This is a genomic window from Streptococcus ovuberis (assembly GCF_012396585.1).
Lineage (GTDB): Bacteria > Bacillota > Bacilli > Lactobacillales > Streptococcaceae > Streptococcus > Streptococcus ovuberis.
Genome location: NZ_JAAXPR010000018.1, coordinates 25,788 through 46,828 on the forward strand (window position 1 = coordinate 25,788; position 21,041 = coordinate 46,828).

Below are 21,041 nucleotides of genomic sequence, written 5' to 3' on the forward strand. Positions count from 1 at the left end.
CTAAGGCTTGTTGCCTGTCCGTTTCACTTATGAAATAGCCTTTGTCAGTCACTACCGACCACTGTCTACTCTAGGATCGTTTTCATTGAACAGCTGATCAGTGATCAGCATTTTTACCCTTCTACCATCTTATTCGTAAATAAATTAAAAAAACAGGAAATGTTTTGAAATTTTTTATCAAACTATTTTCAACCTCATTCCTCCTCTTGTTTTCTTCTTTGTGTTATACTACTCTTATGAAAAAAGTTACCTGTTCTTGGGTCAAAGCATCCAATCCTCTCTACATCAGCTATCACGATACTGAATGGGGGAGACCTCTCCACGACGACCAAGCGCTCTTTGAATTGCTTTGCTTGGAATCCTATCAGGCTGGCTTATCTTGGGAGACCGTCCTCAATAAGCGCCAAGCCTTTCGGAAAGCTTTTTACAATTATGATGTAGAGCGAGTAGCCACCATGACTGACCAAGAGCTCGATAGCCTACTAAACAATCCTGATATCATCCGTCACCGCGCCAAACTGTATGCTACTCGTCAAAATGCCCAGGCTTTCAGACAGATACAGATAACATTTGGCAGTTTTGACCACTACCTCTGGTCCTTTGTAGACGGATCCCCTATCGTTAACTCCGTCCCAGATTATCACCTATTGCCCAACCAGACAATTCTTTCTCAAATTATTTCTAAAGATCTCAAAAAAAGAGGATTTAGCTTTGTCGGGCCAGTCTGCATTTACTCCTATCTCCAAGCTGCTGGCTTAGTCAATGACCATGAGGATCATTGTCCCTTTAAAAATAGTTCAGGCTAAATCAAAATCAAACCATCAACCATTAAGTCTTAAAAATACAAATCCTCAGCACCTAGCAACCAGACCTCCCCTTTTATCAGTCAGCTTCCCCAATCTCTAGTGTATTGGGGATTTTTTTGCTAAAATGGAAGCAGTATTACGAATAAAGAGGTAGGTTACCCATGAAAGCTGAGCTCATCGCTGTCGGCACCGAAATTTTAACCGGTCAGATTGTCAACACCAATGCCCAATTCCTTTCTGAAAAATTTGCTCAAATAGGAATGGATGTGTTTTACCATATCGCTGTTGGGGATAATGAAGAACGACTCTTAAAAGTCTTAAAAACAGCTTCCAAACGAAGTGATCTCATTGTGCTCTGCGGTGGTCTAGGACCCACAGAAGACGATTTAACCAAGCAAACACTCGCTAAGTTTTTGGGGCGTCCCCTTATTTTTGATCCTGATGCCATGGACAAGCTAGACCGTTTTTTTGCGAGCAGACCCGATTATGTTAGGACCAGCAACAATGATCGCCAAGCTCAGATTATTGACGGTAGCCAGCCTCTACCAAATGTAACTGGTTTAGCTGTCGGAGGCTACCTTGACGTTGATGGCGTAACCTATATCGTCTTGCCTGGCCCTCCGAGCGAGCTGAAACCTATGGTCAATCAAGAGCTAATCCCCTTACTGGATACTACTGGTCAAAAACTCTACTCAAGAGTCCTACGCTTTTTCGGTATCGGCGAAAGCCAGCTGGTAACCCTATTGTCTGATTTGATTGCCAAGCAGTCCGATCCGACCATCGCTCCCTATGCGAAGACAGGAGAGGTGACCTTGCGCCTATCTACCAAGGCAAGGGACCCCCAAAAAGCCGATGAAAAGCTCACCAAACTAGAAGAGGAGATTCTAAACCATGGGCAATTGAGAAATCTTATGTACGGATACGGTGATGATAACAGCCTCGCTAAGCTTGTCTTCGACCTCTTGTCAGCTAGACAAGAGACAATTAGCGCCGCAGAAAGCCTCACTGCAGGACTCTTTCAGGCCACTATCGCTGATTTTCCAGGAGCTTCTGCTGTCCTTGAAGGCGGTTTTGTGACTTACAGCCCCCAGCAAAAAGCGCAACTGTTACAACTTGATAAAGAACAGTTGGCGCGTCAAGGAGTTGTTTCTGCCTCTACCGCTTGTGACATGGCAGAGCAGGCGAGAGCTATTGTCGGTAGCGATTATGGCATTGCCCTAACAGGTGTAGCTGGTCCAGAGCACCTAGAAGGACATCCAGCTGGCACTGTTTTTATCGGCCTTGCCACACGAGAATTCAGCAAGGCTTATCCAGTCAATATTGGAGGACGCAGTCGGCAAGATATCCGTCATATTGCCTGTCTGCACGCCTTTAACCTAATGCGACAAACTTTATTAAATGATGGAAATTTGGTATAATAGACAAACAGCTTGTTGATTAAACAAGGTAGAATAGGAGAATTATTTTGGCAAAAAAACCAACCAAAAAATTAGATGAAATCACCAAAAAATTTGGTGACGAACGCAAAAAAGCCCTCGATGACGCCCTAAAAACCATTGAAAAAGACTTTGGGAAAGGGGCTATTATGCGTCTTGGTGAGCGTGCAGAACAAAAAGTACAAGTTATGAGTTCAGGTTCACTGGCGCTGGATATCGCTCTTGGAGCAGGCGGCTACCCTAAAGGTCGGATCATTGAGATTTATGGTCCTGAAAGTTCAGGTAAGACTACCGTGGCCCTTCATGCAGTTGCACAGTGCCAAAAAGAGGGGGGCATTGCAGCTTTCATTGATGCAGAACACGCCCTTGATCCGCTGTATGCCCAAGCTCTCGGTGTCAATATTGACGAGTTATTGCTTTCTCAGCCGGATTCGGGTGAACAAGGTCTTGAGATTGCAGGCAAGTTGATTGATTCTGGGGCGGTGGATTTAGTTGTTATTGACTCGGTAGCGGCTCTTGTCCCACGTGCAGAGATTGATGGCGACATCGGTGATAACCATGTTGGTCTGCAGGCTCGGATGATGAGCCAGGCCATGCGTAAGCTTGGTGCCTCAATCAACAAAACCAAGACCATTGCTATCTTCATTAACCAGCTACGTGAAAAAGTGGGCGTCATGTTCGGTAACCCTGAGACTACACCAGGTGGCCGTGCTCTGAAATTCTACGCTTCCGTTCGTTTAGATGTGCGTGGCTCAACCCAAATTAAGGGTACTGGCGATCAGAAAGACCAGAGCGTTGGTAAAGAAACCAAGATCAAGGTTGTCAAAAACAAAGTTGCCCCACCATTCAAAGAAGCCTTCGTCGAAATCATGTATGGCGAAGGAATTTCCCAAACCGGTGAATTGGTGACAATCGCGAGCAATCTAGATATCATCAAGAAGTCTGGGGCTTGGTTCTCTTATAACGGTGAAAAAATTGGTCAAGGCTCTGAAAATGCCAAGAAATTCCTCAAAGAAAATCCAGAAGTTTTTGCAGAGATTGATCGTAAAGTTCGGATTCATTATGGCCTCATTGAAGCCAAAGAAGGCGAGGAAACCTCTACAGTTCAAGTGGAAGAACCACTCTCAGAAGAAGTCACTCTTGATCTTGATACCATAGAAATCGAAGAATGACCAAAATAGGTCTTCCGACTGATGGCAAAAAATGGTATACTAGTTATAATACTAGTATCATAGCAAAAGGAGCTACTGAATGATCAAGATTTATACTGTATCAAGTTGCACCAGCTGCAAAAAAGCCAAAACTTGGTTAAATGCTCATCATCTCCCTTATAAAGAACATAACCTTGGAAAAGAAGCCATTACGAAAGCTGAAATTTTAGAAATTCTATCCAAAACCGAAAATGGGATCGCCTCTATCGTCTCGTCCAAAAACCGTTATGCCAAAGGCTTAGGGGTTAATATTGACGATCTCAGTGTCAATGAAGTGATTGACATTATTACTGAAAATCCAAGAATTCTAAAAAGTCCTATCCTGATTGATACCAAACGCCTTCAAGTCGGCTATAAAGAAGATGATATCCGAGCCTTCTTGCCACGTGCTGTCCGCAATGTCGAGAATGCTCAAGCCCGTTTACGTGCTGCACTTTAATTCCAAAAAGCTCTCAGAATGATCATCTGAGAGCTTTTTGATTTATTTCCTTAAAACGGATAGAGAGTAAAATAGTCTCTCTCTTAGAAAGGGCACTGAGAAATAGAGTGGTTTCTACTTCAATCCTTCTACAGTTGTAATCACATTATCAACCGTAAAGCCATAATTTGCAATGACTTCTGCTGCCGGGGCAGAGGCACCAAACGTATCAATACCGATCACTGCCCCATCAAGACCAACATATTTGTACCAGTTTTGAGTAGATCCCATCTCGATAGCCACACGACGGCGGATTGTATTTGGCAAGATAGTTTCTTTGTATTCCGCTTCTTGTGCATCAAAGAGATTAGTTGAAGGCATGCTAACGACACGAACCTTAGTTCCTTTTTCAGACAAGGCTTTGGCAGCAGTTACCGCTAGCTCGACCTCAGAACCAGTCGCGATCAAGATTGTATCAAAACCTTCCTCTTCATAAACGACATAGGCTCCCTTAGCCACTTTATCAAAATCGGTTCCCTCTTGAACGGTCAAGTTTTGACGAGTGAGAACAAGAGCTGTTGGTGTTTGACGGCTATTCACTGCCAAGTACCAAGCTGCCTGCGTTTCACGCGCATCTGCTGGACGGATCACATTGAGGTTTGGCATTGCACGTAAGCCTGCCAAATGCTCCACCGGCTCATGAGTCGGACCATCCTCACCAACAGCAATCGAATCGTGAGTGAAGACATAAGTCACTGGCAACCCTTGCAGGGCAGATAGACGTACAGCAGCTTTCACATAGTCTGAGAACACAAAGAAGGTTCCCCCATAAACGCGTAGGCCACCATGAGCTGCCATACCGTTCAAGATAGTTCCCATGGCAAACTCACGAACACCAAACTGGATGTTGCGGTTGAGGCGCTCCGTATCATCTTGAAGGCCTTCACCTTTGATCACCGTCATATTAGAGTGGGCCAAGTCTGCTGAACCACCCAAGAAATTAGGCATCTTAGCAGCGATAACATTGAGGGCATCCTGGCTAGAATTACGGGTTGCTTGTGAGAATCCATTTTCGATAGCTGGGAAATCTTCTGGCTTCACAACAACAGGGTCTTTACCTTCCAAAATCGCGGTAATTTCCTCTCCTAGTTCAGGGAAAGCTTGTTTGTAATCCGCCACTAATTGTTCCCAAGCCTTATGGGCTTGTTGACCACGCTCTATCACATTTTTCTTGAAGTCTGCATACACTTCTTCTGGAACTTCAAATGGGGCGTAATCCCAACCAAGATTTTCACGGGTAGCAGCAGCTTCATCTGGACCAAGTGGCGCCCCGTGTACTGCATTGGTACCTGCTTTAGCAGGAGAACCATGACCGATGACGGTCTTGATTTCAATCAAGGTTGGCTTGCCAGCAGCTTTAGCTTCTTCAATAGCCTCGTGAATAGCATCTAAATCTGTGCCTTCTTCAACCAGAATAGTATGCCAACCGTAAGCAGTGTAGCGGGCACGGACATCTTCTGTGAAACACTCAGAGGTCGGACCGTCGAGGTTGATATCGTTTGAATCATAAAGAACAATCAACTTGTCCAATTTCTGCAAACCAGCATAGGACGCCGCTTCGGCAGAAACACCTTCCATAAGGTCCCCATCGCCACAGATTACATAGGTATAGTGGTCAAACAAGTTGTAGCCGTCACGGTTGTATTTAGCAGCTAGGAAGCGTTCTGCTTGGGCAAAACCAACAGCGGAAGCAATCCCTTGACCGAGCGGCCCAGTCGTGATATCCACCCCTGCTGTGTGCCCTAGTTCAGGGTGCCCTGGTGTTTTAGAGCCCCACTGGCGGAAGTTTTTGATCTCTTCTAGTGTGACATCTTCAAAACCAGAGAGGTGAAGCAGGGCATAAAGCAGCATCGAACCATGACCCGCTGAAAGCACAAAGCGGTCGCGGTTAATCCAGTTGGGTTGCGCCGGGTTCACCCGAAGGTGCTTGGTAAAGAGGCTATAGGCCATCGGTGCAGCCCCCATCACGATTCCTGGGTGGCCAGATTTTGATTTTTCAATCGCATCAATCCCTAGGAAGCGAATAGCGTTAATAGATACGTTAGACATAGGTCTCTCCTTTTTATGTAGTCCCTTACATTTTACCATAAAAGAACCGCTGGGCAAAGTCCCAGCAATTCTCAAGGACTTTAGATCGCTAATTTTTTATCGACTGACAACAGAAAGAGGCAGAACATTTCCCGCCTCTTTGATATAGTGCTCTCTCCTATAGGAGGGCTTTGAACGGAATGTTTGAATCATGCTCAAAAACATCATCGAAACCACGAGGGTGGTGGTACTCAATGCGGTCCTTGTCAAGCGGATAGGTGTACTTGCCACCTACTTCCCAAATGAAGGGGTGGAAGTCGTACTGGAGACGCTCTTTTCGCATCTTCCAAAGTTGAATAATCTCGTCTGTTGAGGCCATGAAGTTTGACCAGATGTCATAGTGGACAGGGATGATGACCTTAGCACGCAGGTTCTCAGCCATACGGAGCAGGTCGATAGAAGTCATCTTGTCTTGGATCCCAATCGGATTATCTCCGTAATTGTTGATAGCAACGTCAATGGTGAAATCACGGCCATGTTTGGCAAAGTAGTTTGAGAAGTGAGAGTCCGCCCCGTGGTAGATGGTGCCGCCTGGTGTTTCAAAGACATAGTTGACTGCTTTACGGGCCATGAGCTCGTCCGTTACCGGCAGACCAGCCAAGCTACCGCCATTTTCTTCGTAACCATCGATTGGCAGAGTGACCAAGCAGGTCCGATCGAAAGACTCCACCGCATGTACCTTGATATCCTTAAACTCAAAATGATCGCCCGGTGCGATACGGATAATACGGTCTGCTGGCACCCCCCATTTTTCCCAAATGTCGCCTGATTCAACAGGACCAACAAACTTAACATGGCTAAGATTAGGATTATTGAGGATGGCAGCTGCTGTATTGATGTCCATGTGGTCACTATGAACATGGGACACCAGATAATAGTCCAACTCATTGATGGCAAATGGATCGATGACCATCGGCTGCACTCGCAGGTTCGGCTGGAGCTTGCGCACACCGGCCATGTTGGCCATCTGGTGTCCCCAGACCATGTCTTTGACTTGTTTGGTTGATTTGCCGCGCGATGACCAGAGGTCCATGACGAGGTTGGCACCGCCTGGCGTCTTGATCCAGACACCACAGTTGCCCAGCCACCACATGGCAAAGTTGCCTTCTGGCACCACTTCCTGCTCGATTTCTTCATTGAGCCAGGTCCCCCACTCTGGGAAGGTGCTCAGAATCCAGGATTCTCTTGTAATATCTTGTACCTTAGCCATATTATAATATGCCTCCTTATAGTTGGTATGCCTACCCTTAAAACCAAATCCCTTCTCTGTGCACCATTTTATAGCAGGTCCTGCATACTTTTGGAACACCACAGAAGCAAGAGTCGTTTTCATGAGCATCATTGACCAAAAGCTTTGTTTTCTACCCTTATCATATACTTATTAGAGCTCTAAAAAAAGCCCAAATGAGACACAAATTTGTGTTCATTCTTGGACTGTTCCTTGCATTATTCTGACATTAAGCCGATCATCAAGTTATCACGCATCAATTTTTGCAGTTTAGCTCTAAAGAGTTGTTGGTTGTCTTGATTGGGAATGTAAGCTTCAATAAGCGTTTCCAACTCCTGATCAAGTGAACCATGGCCAAATGAGGTCGGGTGCAGCAAGATCTTACCAACCCTCAAAACATCATCTCTACTCAGGATAGGACTAACCTCCACAGTAGGAAGACTGGTTTCCAAACTATCGCTGGTCTGAATGATAGCATCCACTTCTAAGATATCTTCAACACTCTTAAACTGTTCTGTCGTAAAAACAGCAACAACCGTTACGCTCGGGAAATGATACTCCAATTGCTTCAGTAAGAGACGTTGAATGGCTATCCCTTCATCACAGATCAGGCAGACGCGCTCTGGTGGCCGTTGGACTTCCATGCTTCTAAGCGCCCCTCCCAGATGAATGACAATGTGGGCAATATCATCGTCCGTTAATTGGATCAGCCAAGCCTCTTCAAGAATGTCCACACAGAAAGCTGTTGCCTCAAAGAGAGAAGCGTACTTATCCTTAATCTGAGAGGTCAGAGGATTCTTGGACAAAATCCGATAAGTCTTGCGGAAAATCAGTGCCTTGCAGTGAATGAGGAGACGCTTGGCAAGTTCCGACCGCTGAGTCACCTGAAAGGGAGTATGCCTTTCAAATTTCTGCAAAAACAACTCGATCGCTTCTTCAATGTCTCTAAAATCCAAAGTATTGGTATGGCTATCATAGTTCTTGCGTGATGATAGCAGCAAGATCCCTATCAGAGCCAGCTCAATATTGTCCAAAAAGATAGCGTAGTGTTGGGCGAGGTGAAGGCTAATCTGCTTGGCTATTTTGAATTCCATCCGTTTGTGAACAAGACTAAGCTCTCTATTAACATCTTCCCGTTCTTGACTGGACAATTCACTATTACGATAACAAAGGAGAATATAAGGGAGCATACGAATCATCATCTCCATATCCGAATCGTACATCTCCTTGCCCCAAGTCTTTCGGAGATCCTTTAGCATCTGAAACAGGCCTTCCGAACTTTCCTGCGAAAAAAGCGACATGTCATCTGCTATTTCCTGGAATTTTTTGACCAAGATGCTCCTAAAACTCTCATTACTGGAGGTGAAAATCGTAAAAAGCAGCGAGTAAATATATTGGATCTTGTCCAGAAGATGGCAATTGATAAAATACCCTCGGCTTTTAGTCACCACCAAGGGCAGATAACAATACTCTTGACTCAGCCGTTCTCGGATAGCATTCAAATCGTTGAGGGTTGTATTGCGGGAAACATCCGTCAACTGCATCATGCGCTCCAGAGTGACCCTCTCTGGAGAGACCAAGATATACAAGAGCAACAACTCTATCCGCTCCTCCATGCTCATGATATAGCTATAGTCATCCATTTCATCAAGCAAAAATTGGCAAGCCATCTTTTGCTGGGCGGTCAAACAAATGCCAACCCTTGGAACACTGATAATGGGCCCCACATGCTCTGGCAGGGCCTCATTCAATTTTTCCAAGCTATAGTAAATTTTTCGTCTTGATTGATCAATTCGCTTAGAAATGGTCATAACTGTCTCAGGAATCTCTAAATCCATTAAGTATGTTAACAAAGCGTGCGAATCCTTATCCAGTAATAACATGACTTCCTCCTCTAACCATTTTCCCCGACCTCACCATGCCCATACCTCTCTACAGCATTCCTTTTCAAACTAGATCACATCCCCCTACCCCTTGGTATCTAGAGGTTTTGGTAGACCTTTTGCTTAGAAAAGAATACCAGGGTGAGTTTGGTATTAAAGAGCACGAGACGGATCATGCATCTCCTACTATAGCACTTTCCTCAGGATTTGACCACACACTCCTGTGATTAAACGCTCGACATGTGCTGTGGGGAGAAGAATGACTGCCAAATCAATCTTTCTGCCATCATTATTCCTGACCCTTTTGCCCATAGTAGGCATTTGGACCGTGCTTGCGCAGGTAGTGCTTGTCCATGATGTACTGAGGAGCAGGCTCCACCCGCGGATTGATTTGCTCAGTGTAGCGGTTCATACGGGCCACTTCCTCTAAGACCACACTGTGGTAGACCGCTTGTGCCGGGTCCTTGCCCCAGGTAAACGGCCCATGGTTACGGACCACGATACCAGGCACAGCTACAGGGTCGATGCCACGGCGGGCAAACTCTTCCACGATGACGATTCCTGTCTCTTTTTCATAGGCGACATTGACTTCATCAGCCGTCAGAGAACGGGCACACGGGACTGGCCCGTAGAAATAGTCAGCGTGGGTCGTCCCATAGAAAGGAATGTCACGACCAGCTTGGGCCCAGCCAACAGCTTCAGTTGAGTGGGTATGGACAACCGCGTGGATATGGGGCCAGGCCTTGTAGAGCTCCACGTGGGTTTTCAAGTCTGATGACGGGTTGAGATCCCCCTCAATGACATGGCCATCAAGATCTGTCACCACCATGTTTTCAGGGGTCAGCTTGTCGTAGTTCACACCTGATGGTTTGATGACGATGCGCCCCAGTTCACGACAGACTTCGGAGACATTGCCCCAAGTGAACTTAACCAGACCATGCTTTGGCAAATCCTTGTTGGCCTCGCAGACCCGTTTTCTCATTTCCTGTAACTCTTTTGGCATTAGCGTAATCCTGCTTTCTCAATCAGTGGGTAGAGGAAATCCTGCGCCTCCTTGATGGCTATCTTGGTTTCCTCGACGGTTTCACAGTTTTCTGACCACATTTCAATCAAGAATGGGCCTTGGTAGTTGGATTTCTTGAGTACATCAAACATGCCTTCCCAGTCCACACAGCCTTGACCAAAGGGGACATCACGGAACTGACCTTTTGAGGTTTCGGTCACTGTGTAGGTGTCCTTCAAGTGCAGGGCGGCAATAGAGCGGTGCCCCAGATAAAACTCGCTCCAGATGTCATTGTGCCAGGCTGATATATTGCCTGTGTCTGGGTAGACAAAGAGATAGGGCGAGTCGATTTCTTTCTCGATGGCCTGGTATTTCTGGATGGAGTTGATAAAGGGATCGTCCATGATCTCGATGGCCAAGATAACTTGAGCCTGCTCCGCACAGTCGCAGGCTTTTCGCAGGTTCTTGATAAAGCGAGCCCGTGTTTCTGGCGATTTTTCCTCATAGTAGACGTCATAGCCCGCCAACTGAATCACGCGAACCCCCAAATCTTGAGCCAGTTCGATACATTTTTTCATGGCAGACAAGGCTTCTGCTTCCAATTCTGGATTAGCTGATCCCAGCGGATAGCGACGATGCCCTGAGAAGCAAATGGTCGGGATCCGAACACCAGTCTCATAGATGGCTTTGACCATGTCCAGCCGCTCTGCCTTGGTCCAGTCCAGGCGTGCCCAGCGATCATCTGACTCATCAATAGACATTTCCACAAAGTCAAAACCCAGTTCTTTCGCAAATTGCAGGCGTTCCAACCAGGTCAAGTGCTTGGGTGTCGCCTTTTCATAGATACCAATCGGACGTGCCATACTTACCCCCAAATCCGACGAATTTCATCTTTGAATTCACGAGCTGCTGCCGCTGGATTTTCAGCTTCGGTGATGCCACGACCAGCGATGAAGGTGTACACCTCAACCCCTTCAAAGAGCTTGAGGGTATTCACGTCCAGACCACCTGTCACCGAAACGCGGAAGCCCATTTCAATGAGTTTTTTAACCTTATTGAGGTCTTTTTCCCCCCAAGTCTCGCCAGCAAGAAGAGCGTCACGTGATTGGTGGTAGATGGCTTGAGAGATTCCTGCATCTAGCCAGAGTTGGGCTTGCTCAAAAGTCCAGTCGCCGTAGAGCTCGATTTGGATTTCACCCTTTTCACCATTGACTTCTTGGATGGCTTTGAGGGCTGCTTCCATAGTAGGAATGGTCGCTGAACAAATACAGGTCATCCAGTCTGCCCCGCGTACAGCATTATTTTTCGCAATAGTCCCACCAGCATCCGCACACTTGGTATCCGCTACGATAATCTTTTCTGGGAAGAGGTTGCGCAGCACCTCCACCAACTCGCTACCAACTTGGAGCAGGCAAACTGTACCCGCCTCGATGATATCCACCTCGTGACCGACAGAGACTGCCGCCTTGATGGCTCCCTTAAGGTCAGAATGGTCCAGGGCCACTTGCAAGTTAGGAATAGGTTTTGTCATGATATTCTCCTTTTCTTTTGGGAAATGGCAGAGCCAATCCCTTACTCACCCCTATTATAAAACGCTTGCAAGACCTAAAAAAGACCAAATAAAACACAGGACTGTGTCCAAAGTTGGACGGTAATCCTCATCAGCAGCCATCGTCAAGTCCGACAAATGCAACGAGCAAGCCTCTTCTTACTTTAAAGACAATGCCTGCCTTGAAAAATGGATACAGTTCCTATAACCTAGGCCAGAACTTTCGGGTTATAGAATTCCTCAGTGGTATAAGATGCTAATGAAAGTGAGGCTGGGACAAAAGTCTATGCCTCTCAATGATTTTTGATTGGTTGAGTAAGACGAAGGGGTTGGGAGCTTTGACAGCCTGAGGCTAGGCTGTCCAAGCTTGTCTCCTAGAAATTAAAGAGAAACAATGCTAGCTTTACCAGTTTTAGTGTTACCCCCTGCATAGTTCCAAAGGTCCGGGGGACCTTTGGAAGTTGGAAATAGAGCTGACAACGTCAGTGTCAAAAAGGTCCGGGGGACCTTTGGAAGTTGGAAATGAGACTGGGCAAAAAGTCAGTTCTATTAAAACTATGCTAGAAAAAACAGCTTGCCGCAGTGGTTGATTGGCAGTTTTTGTTCGCTTTATAGGTTATAGGCTCCAAAACTGACCCAATCAACTGTGCGGGGTAGGCTAACGACTCATCGAATTCTGACGAATGACCGATTGAGTTCCACTCTCGCCCAGAAACGCCATGCTATAAAACATTCCCAAAGAAGCAGGTCAAGAAAAACAGGGCTCTTCCCTTAGAAGGCTAATAGTTAACGACACAAAAAAGATTGAAGAGTGTCACCAAATGGATTCTCTCTTCAACCTAAGCAGTTTTAAGTAAGAAGTCTCGTTTTTCAATAAAACTGTTCTCCAAGTTTCATTAGGATAGTTATCTTCTAGCCAACAACTCCCTAATCATCAAGATCAAAGCCCTCTAAGTAAGGACTAGACTTCGATTCTTCGACCATTGCCAAAACTTCCTCTGGTGATTGGCAGGCCACTAGGCGTTCAATAGCCCTATCTAATTCAAATAAGGCAATAATTTGAGGAATGGCCACCGAGGTATGAATCGCTGGTGTTGTGGCAGCCAGAGTTAAAAGCACACTGACTTCTTTGCCATCTGAAAAAGTAACCGGCTCTGTCAAGGTAATCAAGGAGAAGGAATCTCGATAAACGCCTGCTCCAGCCTGAGCATGTGGCATGGCCATGCCAGGCATGAGGACATAGTAGGGACCGTATTCTTCAGTTGAGGCGATAATAGCGTCATAGTACTCCCCAGTGACTGCTCCACTCTCAATCAGCGGTTGCACCGCCAATTCAACTGCTTCCTGCCAGCTGCTTGCCGTTAAACCTAACCGAATCGAATTATTTTCTACAAAAGCCTTTTTTAAATTCATGGCTATCTCCTTCACTATCAAAGATAAGAGGCTGGTCAATCTTCCAGCCTCTCAGACTAACCTACTCCAGTACCGCTGCTAGCTTGGTCTTGATTTCATTGTCATCCATCAGATTGTCCAAACCGACCAACTTTCCTTTGGTGCGTCCCTCTAATTCAGCAATCAAATGATTAGAAGCCACCACAATATCATAACCTGCTGCCAGGCCCTTGGCCTCGCCAACAGAGCAAGAAGCGGATTGGATATCTGTCACACCGAGCTGTCTCAGAGCATTTTCAACCTTCATCTTGATCACCATAGACGATCCCATGCCATTGCCACACGCTGTTAATACTTTAACCATCATTTCCTCTTTTCTATTTTTTGTTTTTATAATTTCTATCTTAACACAAGCTTAGTCCGCTTGGACATCTCCACGGTAGTAAGCCTCTTTATCCTTGGCTTTGGCAAATTGCAGTTGCGGAATAGCCAGCAAGAACAAACAAACCAAGACATAACCAGCAATCCCAAGAGTTTTAAAGCTATAAGCAAACGGCAACCACGGTAAAACAAAGTCAATATTGCCATGATAACCACCGAAGTTGGCGAGCCCTAAAAGCGCTACCGCAACGGCACCAAGCGCCACCTGGAGGACACCTGATAAGAAGGACAAAATCACTGCTGCCTTCCAACCACCCCGTTTGTCTGCGTAGACCGCAATAGCCGCGTTGTCAAAGAAGACTGGGACAAAACCAGTAATAATCAGGACTGGATTTTTAAAGACAATCAGAAGCACAATCGTAATCAACTGACCCATCAAACCAGACACAAACCCAAAGAGCACCGCACTTGAAGATCCAAACCCATAAGAAGCAGCAACGTCAACCGCTGGAAAGGATCCTGGCAATAATTTGGCAGAAATCCCTTGGAAAGCGTTGGTCAATTCTGCCACGAACATCCGCACCCCTTGCATTAAGATGAAAAGGTAGACGGAGAAGGTAAAGGCCACCTCAATGACATACATAAAGAAGGCTTGCTTTTCAGGGCCACCATAGAGCGTGCCTGATGTGATGACTTCTGGATTGGCCATAATGTCAGGCCCTAGAACAAAGAGAATTGCTCCAAAGAAGAACATCATTAAGGTGGCTGAGGCCACTACTGTATCGTGGAAAATATTTAAAAAGGCTGGTAACTTCAGATTGTCTAAATTCTCTTCTTTTTTCCCTAGTTTAGGAGCTACCTTATCCACAAACCACAAAGCAAACTGCTGTTGGTGACCGATCGCAAAACCGCCGCCACCTGTCAGGCGCTGGGTTGCTTCCACGGTCATATTGGAACTGACCGCCCAATAAAGCCCACAAACCAAACCGATCAAAAGCGTTGCAAGTCCTGTATTTTCCCCAATAAAGCCACCTAACATCAAGACAACAATCAAGGAGACTGTCGTAGCTTGCTGAACCATAATATGACCTGTGATAAACAAGGTCCTAATCTTTGTCACCTTACGCAGTGCTACCAGAGCAATATTGACAAAGAAACCAATCAGCAAAGCAGAGGCGGCTAAGCCAGCAAATTTCGGAAATTCTTCTGCAATCTTGTTATTGACTGCTGCAAGACCGAAATAGGGGTCAATGACTGCCGCACCGATGTTGAATTTGTAGTTAAGAGCAGCCAAAATCGGTCGGAAAGTGACCACCAAACCTCCAGCAGCCACATTCAAAATCATGTAACCAACCGTCGCCTTGACAAATCCTGCAAAAACATCATGCAGGGGCTTTTTCAAAAGCAAGTAGCCAATGAATACCAGCAAACCAACGAAAAATGCTGGCTTCTGCAAGATATTCTGCGAGAACCATTGAAGGGGTACAAGGAATTGTTCCATGTTCTTTACCTCTTTTCGTAAATATATTATTAATGACACTTCTATTATATTTTTTGAAAGCGATCACAAAAAGACCAAAGAACACACAAATATCTGTTCAAAAGTGGACTGATAGCCACTAGCAGATAATGATAGACTAAAAGGCTAGGAAATCCTAACCTTTTAGTGGGCTATCACCTAACTGCACTACATCATCCCGCCCATCATAGATGGATCCATGGCTGGTGCTGGGCTTGCAGGTTCTGGGCGGTTTGCGACAACCGCTTCTGTGGTCAAGATGAGACTAGCTACAGAGGCTGCATTTTGGAGAGCTGAGCGACTAACCTTAACAGGATCAATGATTCCCGCCTCAATCATGTCAACCCATTCACCTGTTGCTGCGTTAAAACCAGCTCCTTGGTCTGCATTTTTCAAACGATCAATGATGATAGAGCCTTCATAACCTGCGTTGTGGGCAATCTGGCGAACAGGTTCTTCCAAGGCACGCAAGACAATGTTACGACCAGTTGCTTCATCACCATCCAACTCTAGAGAGGCAACCTTAGCCATCACTGTTACAAAAGCAGTTCCACCACCAGCGACAATCCCCTCCTCAACAGCGGCCCGAGTGGCGTTTAGGGCATCCTCGATACGGAGCTTGGTCTCTTTTAATTCTGTCTCTGTAGCTGCACCGACCTTGATCACTGCGACACCGCCAGAAAGCTTGGCTAAGCGCTCTTGGAGTTTTTCACGGTCAAATTCAGAAGTAGTCGTTTCGATTTGAGCCTTTAAGACACCGATACGATTAGCAATCGCATCCTGAGCACCAGCTCCTTCAACAATGGTCGTATGGTCCTTATCGACCACTACTTTAGCTGCCTGACCGAGGGCTTCAAGCGTTGCATCTTTTAACTCCAAGCCAAGATCTTCCGTGATGACTGTACCACCTGTCAAGATTGCGATGTCTTCCAACATGGCTTTTCGACGATCCCCAAATCCAGGTGCTTTGACCGCAACCACGTTGAAAGTCCCACGGATCTTGTTCAAAACAAGAGTCGGCAAAGCTTCGCCATCCACGTCATCCGCAACAATCAAGAGTGGACGATTGGTTTTTAAAATAGATTCTAAAAGCGGAAGGACTTCTTGGATATGAGAAATTTTCTTGTCCGTAATCAGGATATAAGGGTTATCCAGCTCTGCAATCATCTTTTCATTGTCTGTCACCAGGTATTGAGAGAGGTAACCACGGTCAAACTGCATCCCTTCTACAACAGAAAGCTCTGTTTCCATACCACGTGATTCTTCGATAGTAATGACCCCGTCATTTCCAACTTTTTCCATGGCTTCAGAAATGTACTCTCCGACTTTCTCTGAACGTGAAGATACCGCAGCAACCTGAGCAATGGCTTCCTTGCCAGACACTGGCGCAGCGATGGCCTGGAGTTCCTCCACAGCAGCAGCAACAGCCTTCTCGATCCCACGGCGGATGCCGATCGGGTTAGCTCCTGCAGTCACATTTTTAATGCCTTCACGCACAATAGCTTGGGTCAATACAGTCGCTGTTGTTGTCCCATCCCCTGCGATGTCATTGGTCTTTGAAGCAACTTCTGAAACGAGTTTTGCTCCCATATTTTCAAAATGATCTTCTAATTCAATCTCTTTTGCGATGGTCACCCCATCATTGGTGATGAGTGGAGAGCCAAAGGCTTTTTCTAAAACCACATTGCGGCCTTTAGGACCTAAGGTCACCTTGACTGTATCTGCTAAGATGTCAACACCACGCACCATTGCAGCACGCGCATCTGCTGAAAATTTAATTTCTTTTGCCATATTGTTTCCTTTTCTTTTCTGATAAATACTAAATAGGCTCTATTGTCCAGTTAGAGGCCCAATTCTCGACATCCAAGGCCTGACGACAGTAGCTAGCTAGATGTGAGCTTTCCCAAGCCCAACTGGTAACCCCTAGCGTGCGATAGCACTGTAGCTAAGCACGCATAGCACAAGGTTTGCTAGCTAGCTTGGAATAGCCTTCTCCAATGATTCCAAGCAATTCTCTTTGAGAGGTGAGGAAAACTTGAGATCACCTCTGATTACTTGAAACCAGATGTGTTAATTGGTTAAACAAGTCACTGTCAGACAGGTTTCAAAACCATCTTGCTCATCACTAGCTTGCCCCAAGGCCCTTCAGAAGCAGGTTAATCGCCTCTCTACTGTCACTGTAGGCTAACTAACAATAGCCAGAACGTCTGCCTCACGAATAATAACAAACTCTTCGCCCTCGTGTTTGATGTCGATACCAGCCGACTTGTCCACCAGAATGGTTTGACCTACAGCGACTGACGGAGCAATTAGCTCACCTGTCAACGTTCGGATTCCTTCCCCAACAGCCAAGACTTCAGCTGTTTTGGTTGCTTCTTTTGAAGCGCCAGCCAGCACAAAGCCGCCAACCGTTTGCTCTTCTTCTTTTGCGACACGCACAATTAGGCGGTCACCCAATGGTTTTAACATACAGACCTCCGATATTACAATTGATAATTTAGCACTCTCTATCTTTGAGTGCTAATCCAATTTCTATTTTATCACTTGGTCAAAAATAGTCAAGAAAAAGAAATGGTTTCTCTGAAAAATCCGCCCCAAGATGGAGAAACGGCTGCTCTATGCTCCAACAAGAAGATTCTACCGATACTCGTGAAATGATATCTAAAAAGAGGATAATAACTAGAAAGGGTGTCAGAGAGAGGTTATAAGCCCTTCTGAAATACCCCGGCGCAACCTCTTTACTCATTTTTTGAAAGGTAATGCTATTGGTATAATTGCTCAGCTTGGAAATAGGCAACACTGCCCGCAACTTGTAGCAGCTAGGATGGATGACACGGAGTTTTGGAACAATCTGGCAACTTCCACCCCTAAGCATTTCTCTTATAACCATAAAAAATCGTTAACACTGTGACACCCTAGTTGTTGTTCCGACTCAGCTCGATGATCGAAGGGCTATGAGATCCTGTAAAATCTGGATAGCAAGAAGGGGCTGAACAATCAACAAATTGTACCCTAGCTTGAAATGGTGGTAGCTGGTGGGGATAGGTTCGCCAACTCTATACGTTATGAAAGCTACCCCATGTCTACAAAGCCCTTGCTGGAGGTAGTCAAGCCATCGATTACATTAGGTGATTTTCGAGCCACCTATTTCCATGAGAGCAAATCAATTTGGCATTGACGTTCTATTTGCGCTTTAGGGTTAGACTTTATCAGTAGCCGTCAACTCCTTTGAAGGATAACACCAAACCATGCCTACCAAATGAAAACAGCATCATAATATGCCCTATTCCCACAGAAGGCAACTAGGCTTTGCTTATCTCAGATCGTTACTCTAAACAACTAAGGAAGTGACCTTCTCAGACCACTTCCTCAACTTAAATTAGCTTTGTTTCATCCTACTTTAAAACGGTAAGGCTTCTTCTTCTAAGACCAGGTCTGCTAAATCCTGATTGGTATTGTTTTCGCGCATGGCACGCTGGGCACGACTCTCTAGTAGTTGAAACCCATGGCACAATACCTCTGACACGTAGTGGGTGTCTCCATTTTTCTCATATTTGCGAGTCCTTAATTCCCCATCAATAGAAATAAGACTGCCCTTGGTCGCATAGCTTGCCAGACTCTCTGCCAGTTTACCCCAAGCAACGGTTTGGATAAAGTCAGTCTGGCGCTCACCATCTCCGCTACGGTATTTGCGATTGATGGCAATAGTAAAACGAGTCACATGCTTGTCATTGGTGGTTTTTTGCAACTCAGGTTGGTGGACTAAACGGCCAATCATAATCATTTTATTTAACATTTTGATATCCTCCTACCTCTCTATTCGTAGGATTTTCCAAAAAATGTTAAAATGAAGAAAATAGTAATGACAAGGAAAACCTATATGCATGCCTTAGAACCTATCAAGTCCCTTTTAAACACTTACCAGCCTAAGCCGATTCATCAGAAGACCAGCTATGCTGTCTTGCTACCGCTCATCAAAATGGATAATCATTATCACGTTCTCTATCAGATACGAGCTCAACACATCTCCCAGCCAGGAGAAGTCGCCTTTCCAGGCGGTAAAGTAGAAGCAGGTGAAAGCCTAAAAGCTGCTGCGATCCGTGAGACGGCGGAAGAACTCAACATTGCTTCCGATCAGATTCAAATCTTAGGTGAGATTGACTTTCTAGTCAGCGGTTCCAGAACTGTTCATTGCTTTGTTGGCGAGATTTTGATAGAAGATTGGCAGGCCATCACTCCCAACGAAGAAGTCGAGCGGCTCTTTACCTTACCTCTAGATATGCTACTAGAAGACGATCCAGTCTACTACTCTCTGACGTCAACATTAACAGCAAATGGCGATTTTCCATTTGAACGCATCACAAACGGAATGGGCTACCCCTTCAAGGATTTTCACCGTACCATTCCCTTCTACGATAAGCTAGACGAAAACCTTTGGGGAATGACCGCCTTGTTTACCCATCGGTTTGTGGAAATGATCAGGTCTGGCAAAAAGTATCCGAGATAGTGCTCTAATCGTCTGTCTTCCCTTGCCTAAACCTAATAGTCGTTGCACTATTCAAATTGGCTCCCTCACTCTTTTCAACCAAACGAGCCAGAAAAAATAGACTACACCATGAGCCATTGAAAACCCAACAAATGTCTCCTAGACACCCTGCGCCTCCCCACCTTTTGGGGCAATTTTTAGACAATATGAAGTTTCTATGAAAAGGCAACCCTTTTCTGTACAATTTTTATAAAGTGTTTTTGTTAAGCGATTACTCGCTTAGCCATAGGTGTTTGATAGTTGAGACTACCGTGAATGCGGTTATGATTCCACCAGTGGACATAGTCCTTGTTTTTCAGGGTTAGTTCTTCGAGTGAATGGAAGGTTTCTTGGTTGATAAACTCCAGTTTGAAAGAGCGGTAGGTGCTCTCGGCGACGGCATTGTCATAAGGACAGCCCGCTTGACTGAGGGAACGGGTGATTCCGAAGGCCTCCAGCATGTCATCAATCAGCTGATTATCAAACTCCTTGCCACGGTCAGAATGAAATAGCTTGACTTTGGTCAGAGCATAAGGAATGCTCTGAATGGCTTGTTTGACGAGTGTTGCGGTCTTCTGCCAACCGACTAACAGACCGATGATTTCACGATTATAGAGGTCAATCATCAAGCAAACATAAGCCCATCGCTTACCAACACGGACATAGGTCAAGTCAGTGACAAGGACTTCCAGAGGGGTTTCTTGGTTGAATTGTCTGGCTAAGCGATTTGGGATGGGTGCATCATTTTTCCCTTTAGACTGCGGTTTGACTGCGGCTTTCTGGTAAATAGAAACCAAGTTCAATCGCTTCATTATCCGACGAATGCGACGATGAGAGAGTTGGATGCCTTCAGATTCTAGACACTTTTTGATTTTTCGAGCACCATATCTCGATTGGCTCTCAAGGAAAATTTGTTTCACCTTTTCTTCAAGCGCCGCTTCAGCTACTGATTCTGAGGCTTTATAGTAATAACTGGAACGCGGGAGATTCAACCACCGACACATAGCGGAAATGCTGTATTTATCCTTGTTAGCAGTGATTATTTCCCTTTTTGTGCCATAATCACTGCTGCTTGCTTTAGGATATCGACCTGCATTTCAAGCTCTTTGTTTCGCTTTCTAAGAGCTATCAGCTCCTGCTGTTCATCGGTGAGGTTATCAACCGTTTTAAATGAACCCGTTGTTTTGACCTGTTTCACCCATTTGTCAAAGGTCGAGGGGGTTAGCTCATATTCTTTGATCAGCGCACGTCGTTTCATACCGGCATTATAAAGGTCAACGATTTGGTGTTTGAAATCATCCGTAAAAAGACGACGTATTTTTCTAGACATATTGTTTCTCCTGTTTTCTTTAGTGTAGAACACTTTATTCTTCTGTCTAGTTTAGTGTAACCGATTCATTTTAATAGTTTAAAATAGAAAGTTCTAAAATGAAGTTAGCCAGTTGAGAGTATGCAAAAACATCTCAGAGAGATATAATGTAGTTCACCACAAACACATTAAAAGGAACTCTGAGATGCAAAACCATTATACTACAAAAGGCA

The 21,041-nt window shown here is 45.4% G+C and carries 18 protein-coding genes; 5 read left to right on the forward strand and 13 right to left on the reverse strand.

Annotated elements, in window-relative coordinates:
• The first annotated feature begins 236 nt into the window (after positions 1–236).
• From HF992_RS09000 to spx, 4 genes are all read left to right on the forward strand, one after another.
• A complete protein-coding gene (locus HF992_RS09000) occupies positions 237–806 on the forward strand; it encodes a DNA-3-methyladenine glycosylase I (protein WP_168549702.1) in 570 nt (189 codons plus the stop codon).
• A 161-nt stretch (positions 807–967) separates the two neighbouring features.
• Positions 968–2,224 (forward strand): competence/damage-inducible protein A, encoded by a 1,257-nt coding sequence (locus HF992_RS09005; protein ID WP_168549703.1) that lies wholly within the window; start codon positions 968–970, stop codon positions 2,222–2,224.
• Between the two features lie 47 nt (positions 2,225–2,271).
• Positions 2,272–3,414, forward strand: coding sequence for a recombinase RecA (gene recA, locus HF992_RS09010; RefSeq protein ID WP_168549704.1), 1,143 nt, complete (start codon positions 2,272–2,274; stop codon positions 3,412–3,414).
• A gap of 79 nt (positions 3,415–3,493) precedes the next feature.
• Positions 3,494–3,892, forward strand: a complete 399-nt coding sequence (gene spx / locus HF992_RS09015) for a transcriptional regulator Spx (protein ID WP_168549705.1) — start codon at positions 3,494–3,496, stop codon at positions 3,890–3,892.
• 114 nt (positions 3,893–4,006) lie between these two features.
• Here the strand turns inward: spx and tkt are convergent, their stop codons facing one another.
• The 12 genes from tkt to HF992_RS09075 all read right to left on the reverse strand — a co-directional run bounded on the left by tkt (position 4,007) and on the right by HF992_RS09075 (position 18,770).
• On the reverse strand, positions 4,007–5,980 hold the full coding sequence (gene tkt, locus HF992_RS09020) for a transketolase (RefSeq protein ID WP_168549706.1): 1,974 nt from the start codon (positions 5,978–5,980) through the stop codon (positions 4,007–4,009).
• Between the two features lie 157 nt (positions 5,981–6,137).
• Positions 6,138–7,229, reverse strand: coding sequence for an L-ascorbate 6-phosphate lactonase (ulaG, locus tag HF992_RS09025; protein ID WP_168549707.1), 1,092 nt, complete (start codon positions 7,227–7,229; stop codon positions 6,138–6,140).
• A 236-nt stretch (positions 7,230–7,465) separates the two neighbouring features.
• Entirely contained in the window at positions 7,466–9,130 is a 1,665-nt protein-coding gene (locus HF992_RS09030; RefSeq protein WP_168549708.1) for a BglG family transcription antiterminator, read from the reverse strand.
• Positions 9,131–9,419: 289 nt separating this feature from the next.
• Entirely contained in the window at positions 9,420–10,133 is a 714-nt protein-coding gene (locus tag HF992_RS09035) for an L-ribulose-5-phosphate 4-epimerase (protein ID WP_168549709.1), read from the reverse strand.
• A complete protein-coding gene (locus HF992_RS09040; RefSeq protein WP_168549710.1) occupies positions 10,133–10,996 on the reverse strand; it encodes an L-ribulose-5-phosphate 3-epimerase in 864 nt (287 codons plus the stop codon). The genes HF992_RS09035 and HF992_RS09040 overlap by 1 nt, the downstream gene beginning before the upstream one ends.
• A gap of 2 nt (positions 10,997–10,998) precedes the next feature.
• Complete coding sequence (locus HF992_RS09045) at positions 10,999–11,664, reverse strand: 3-keto-L-gulonate-6-phosphate decarboxylase UlaD (protein ID WP_168549711.1); 666 nt, start codon at positions 11,662–11,664, stop codon at positions 10,999–11,001.
• A 945-nt stretch (positions 11,665–12,609) separates the two neighbouring features.
• Positions 12,610–13,095: a PTS sugar transporter subunit IIA gene (locus tag HF992_RS09050; protein ID WP_168549712.1), complete on the reverse strand. Its 486-nt coding sequence runs from the start codon at positions 13,093–13,095 to the stop codon at positions 12,610–12,612.
• A 61-nt stretch (positions 13,096–13,156) separates the two neighbouring features.
• Positions 13,157–13,438 carry a PTS sugar transporter subunit IIB gene (locus tag HF992_RS09055; protein WP_168549713.1) on the reverse strand — a complete coding sequence of 94 codons (282 nt, stop codon included), beginning with the start codon at positions 13,436–13,438 and terminating at the stop codon, positions 13,157–13,159.
• 51 nt (positions 13,439–13,489) lie between these two features.
• On the reverse strand, positions 13,490–14,956 hold the full coding sequence (gene ulaA, locus HF992_RS09060) for a PTS ascorbate transporter subunit IIC (RefSeq protein WP_168549714.1): 1,467 nt from the start codon (positions 14,954–14,956) through the stop codon (positions 13,490–13,492).
• A gap of 186 nt (positions 14,957–15,142) precedes the next feature.
• Positions 15,143–16,765: a chaperonin GroEL gene (gene groL / locus HF992_RS09065; protein ID WP_168549715.1), complete on the reverse strand. Its 1,623-nt coding sequence runs from the start codon at positions 16,763–16,765 to the stop codon at positions 15,143–15,145.
• 393 nt (positions 16,766–17,158) lie between these two features.
• Positions 17,159–17,443 carry a co-chaperone GroES gene (groES, locus tag HF992_RS09070; protein ID WP_168549716.1) on the reverse strand — a complete coding sequence of 95 codons (285 nt, stop codon included), beginning with the start codon at positions 17,441–17,443 and terminating at the stop codon, positions 17,159–17,161.
• Positions 17,444–18,374: 931 nt separating this feature from the next.
• Positions 18,375–18,770, reverse strand: a complete 396-nt coding sequence (locus HF992_RS09075; protein ID WP_168549717.1) for a single-stranded DNA-binding protein — start codon at positions 18,768–18,770, stop codon at positions 18,375–18,377.
• Positions 18,771–18,872: 102 nt separating this feature from the next.
• Between HF992_RS09075 and HF992_RS09080 the strand changes: the two genes are divergently transcribed.
• Positions 18,873–19,481, forward strand: coding sequence for an NUDIX hydrolase (locus HF992_RS09080; protein WP_425505604.1), 609 nt, complete (start codon positions 18,873–18,875; stop codon positions 19,479–19,481).
• Between the two features lie 242 nt (positions 19,482–19,723).
• Here HF992_RS09080 and HF992_RS09085 read toward each other — a convergent pair.
• Positions 19,724–20,829 (reverse strand): IS3 family transposase gene (locus tag HF992_RS09085; RefSeq protein ID WP_168549719.1). Its coding sequence is split into 2 segments (ribosomal slippage): positions 19,724–20,553 and positions 20,553–20,829, totalling 1,107 coding nucleotides; the frame shifts between segments, so codons are not numbered across the junction.
• Positions 20,830–21,041: the final 212 nt, after the last annotated feature.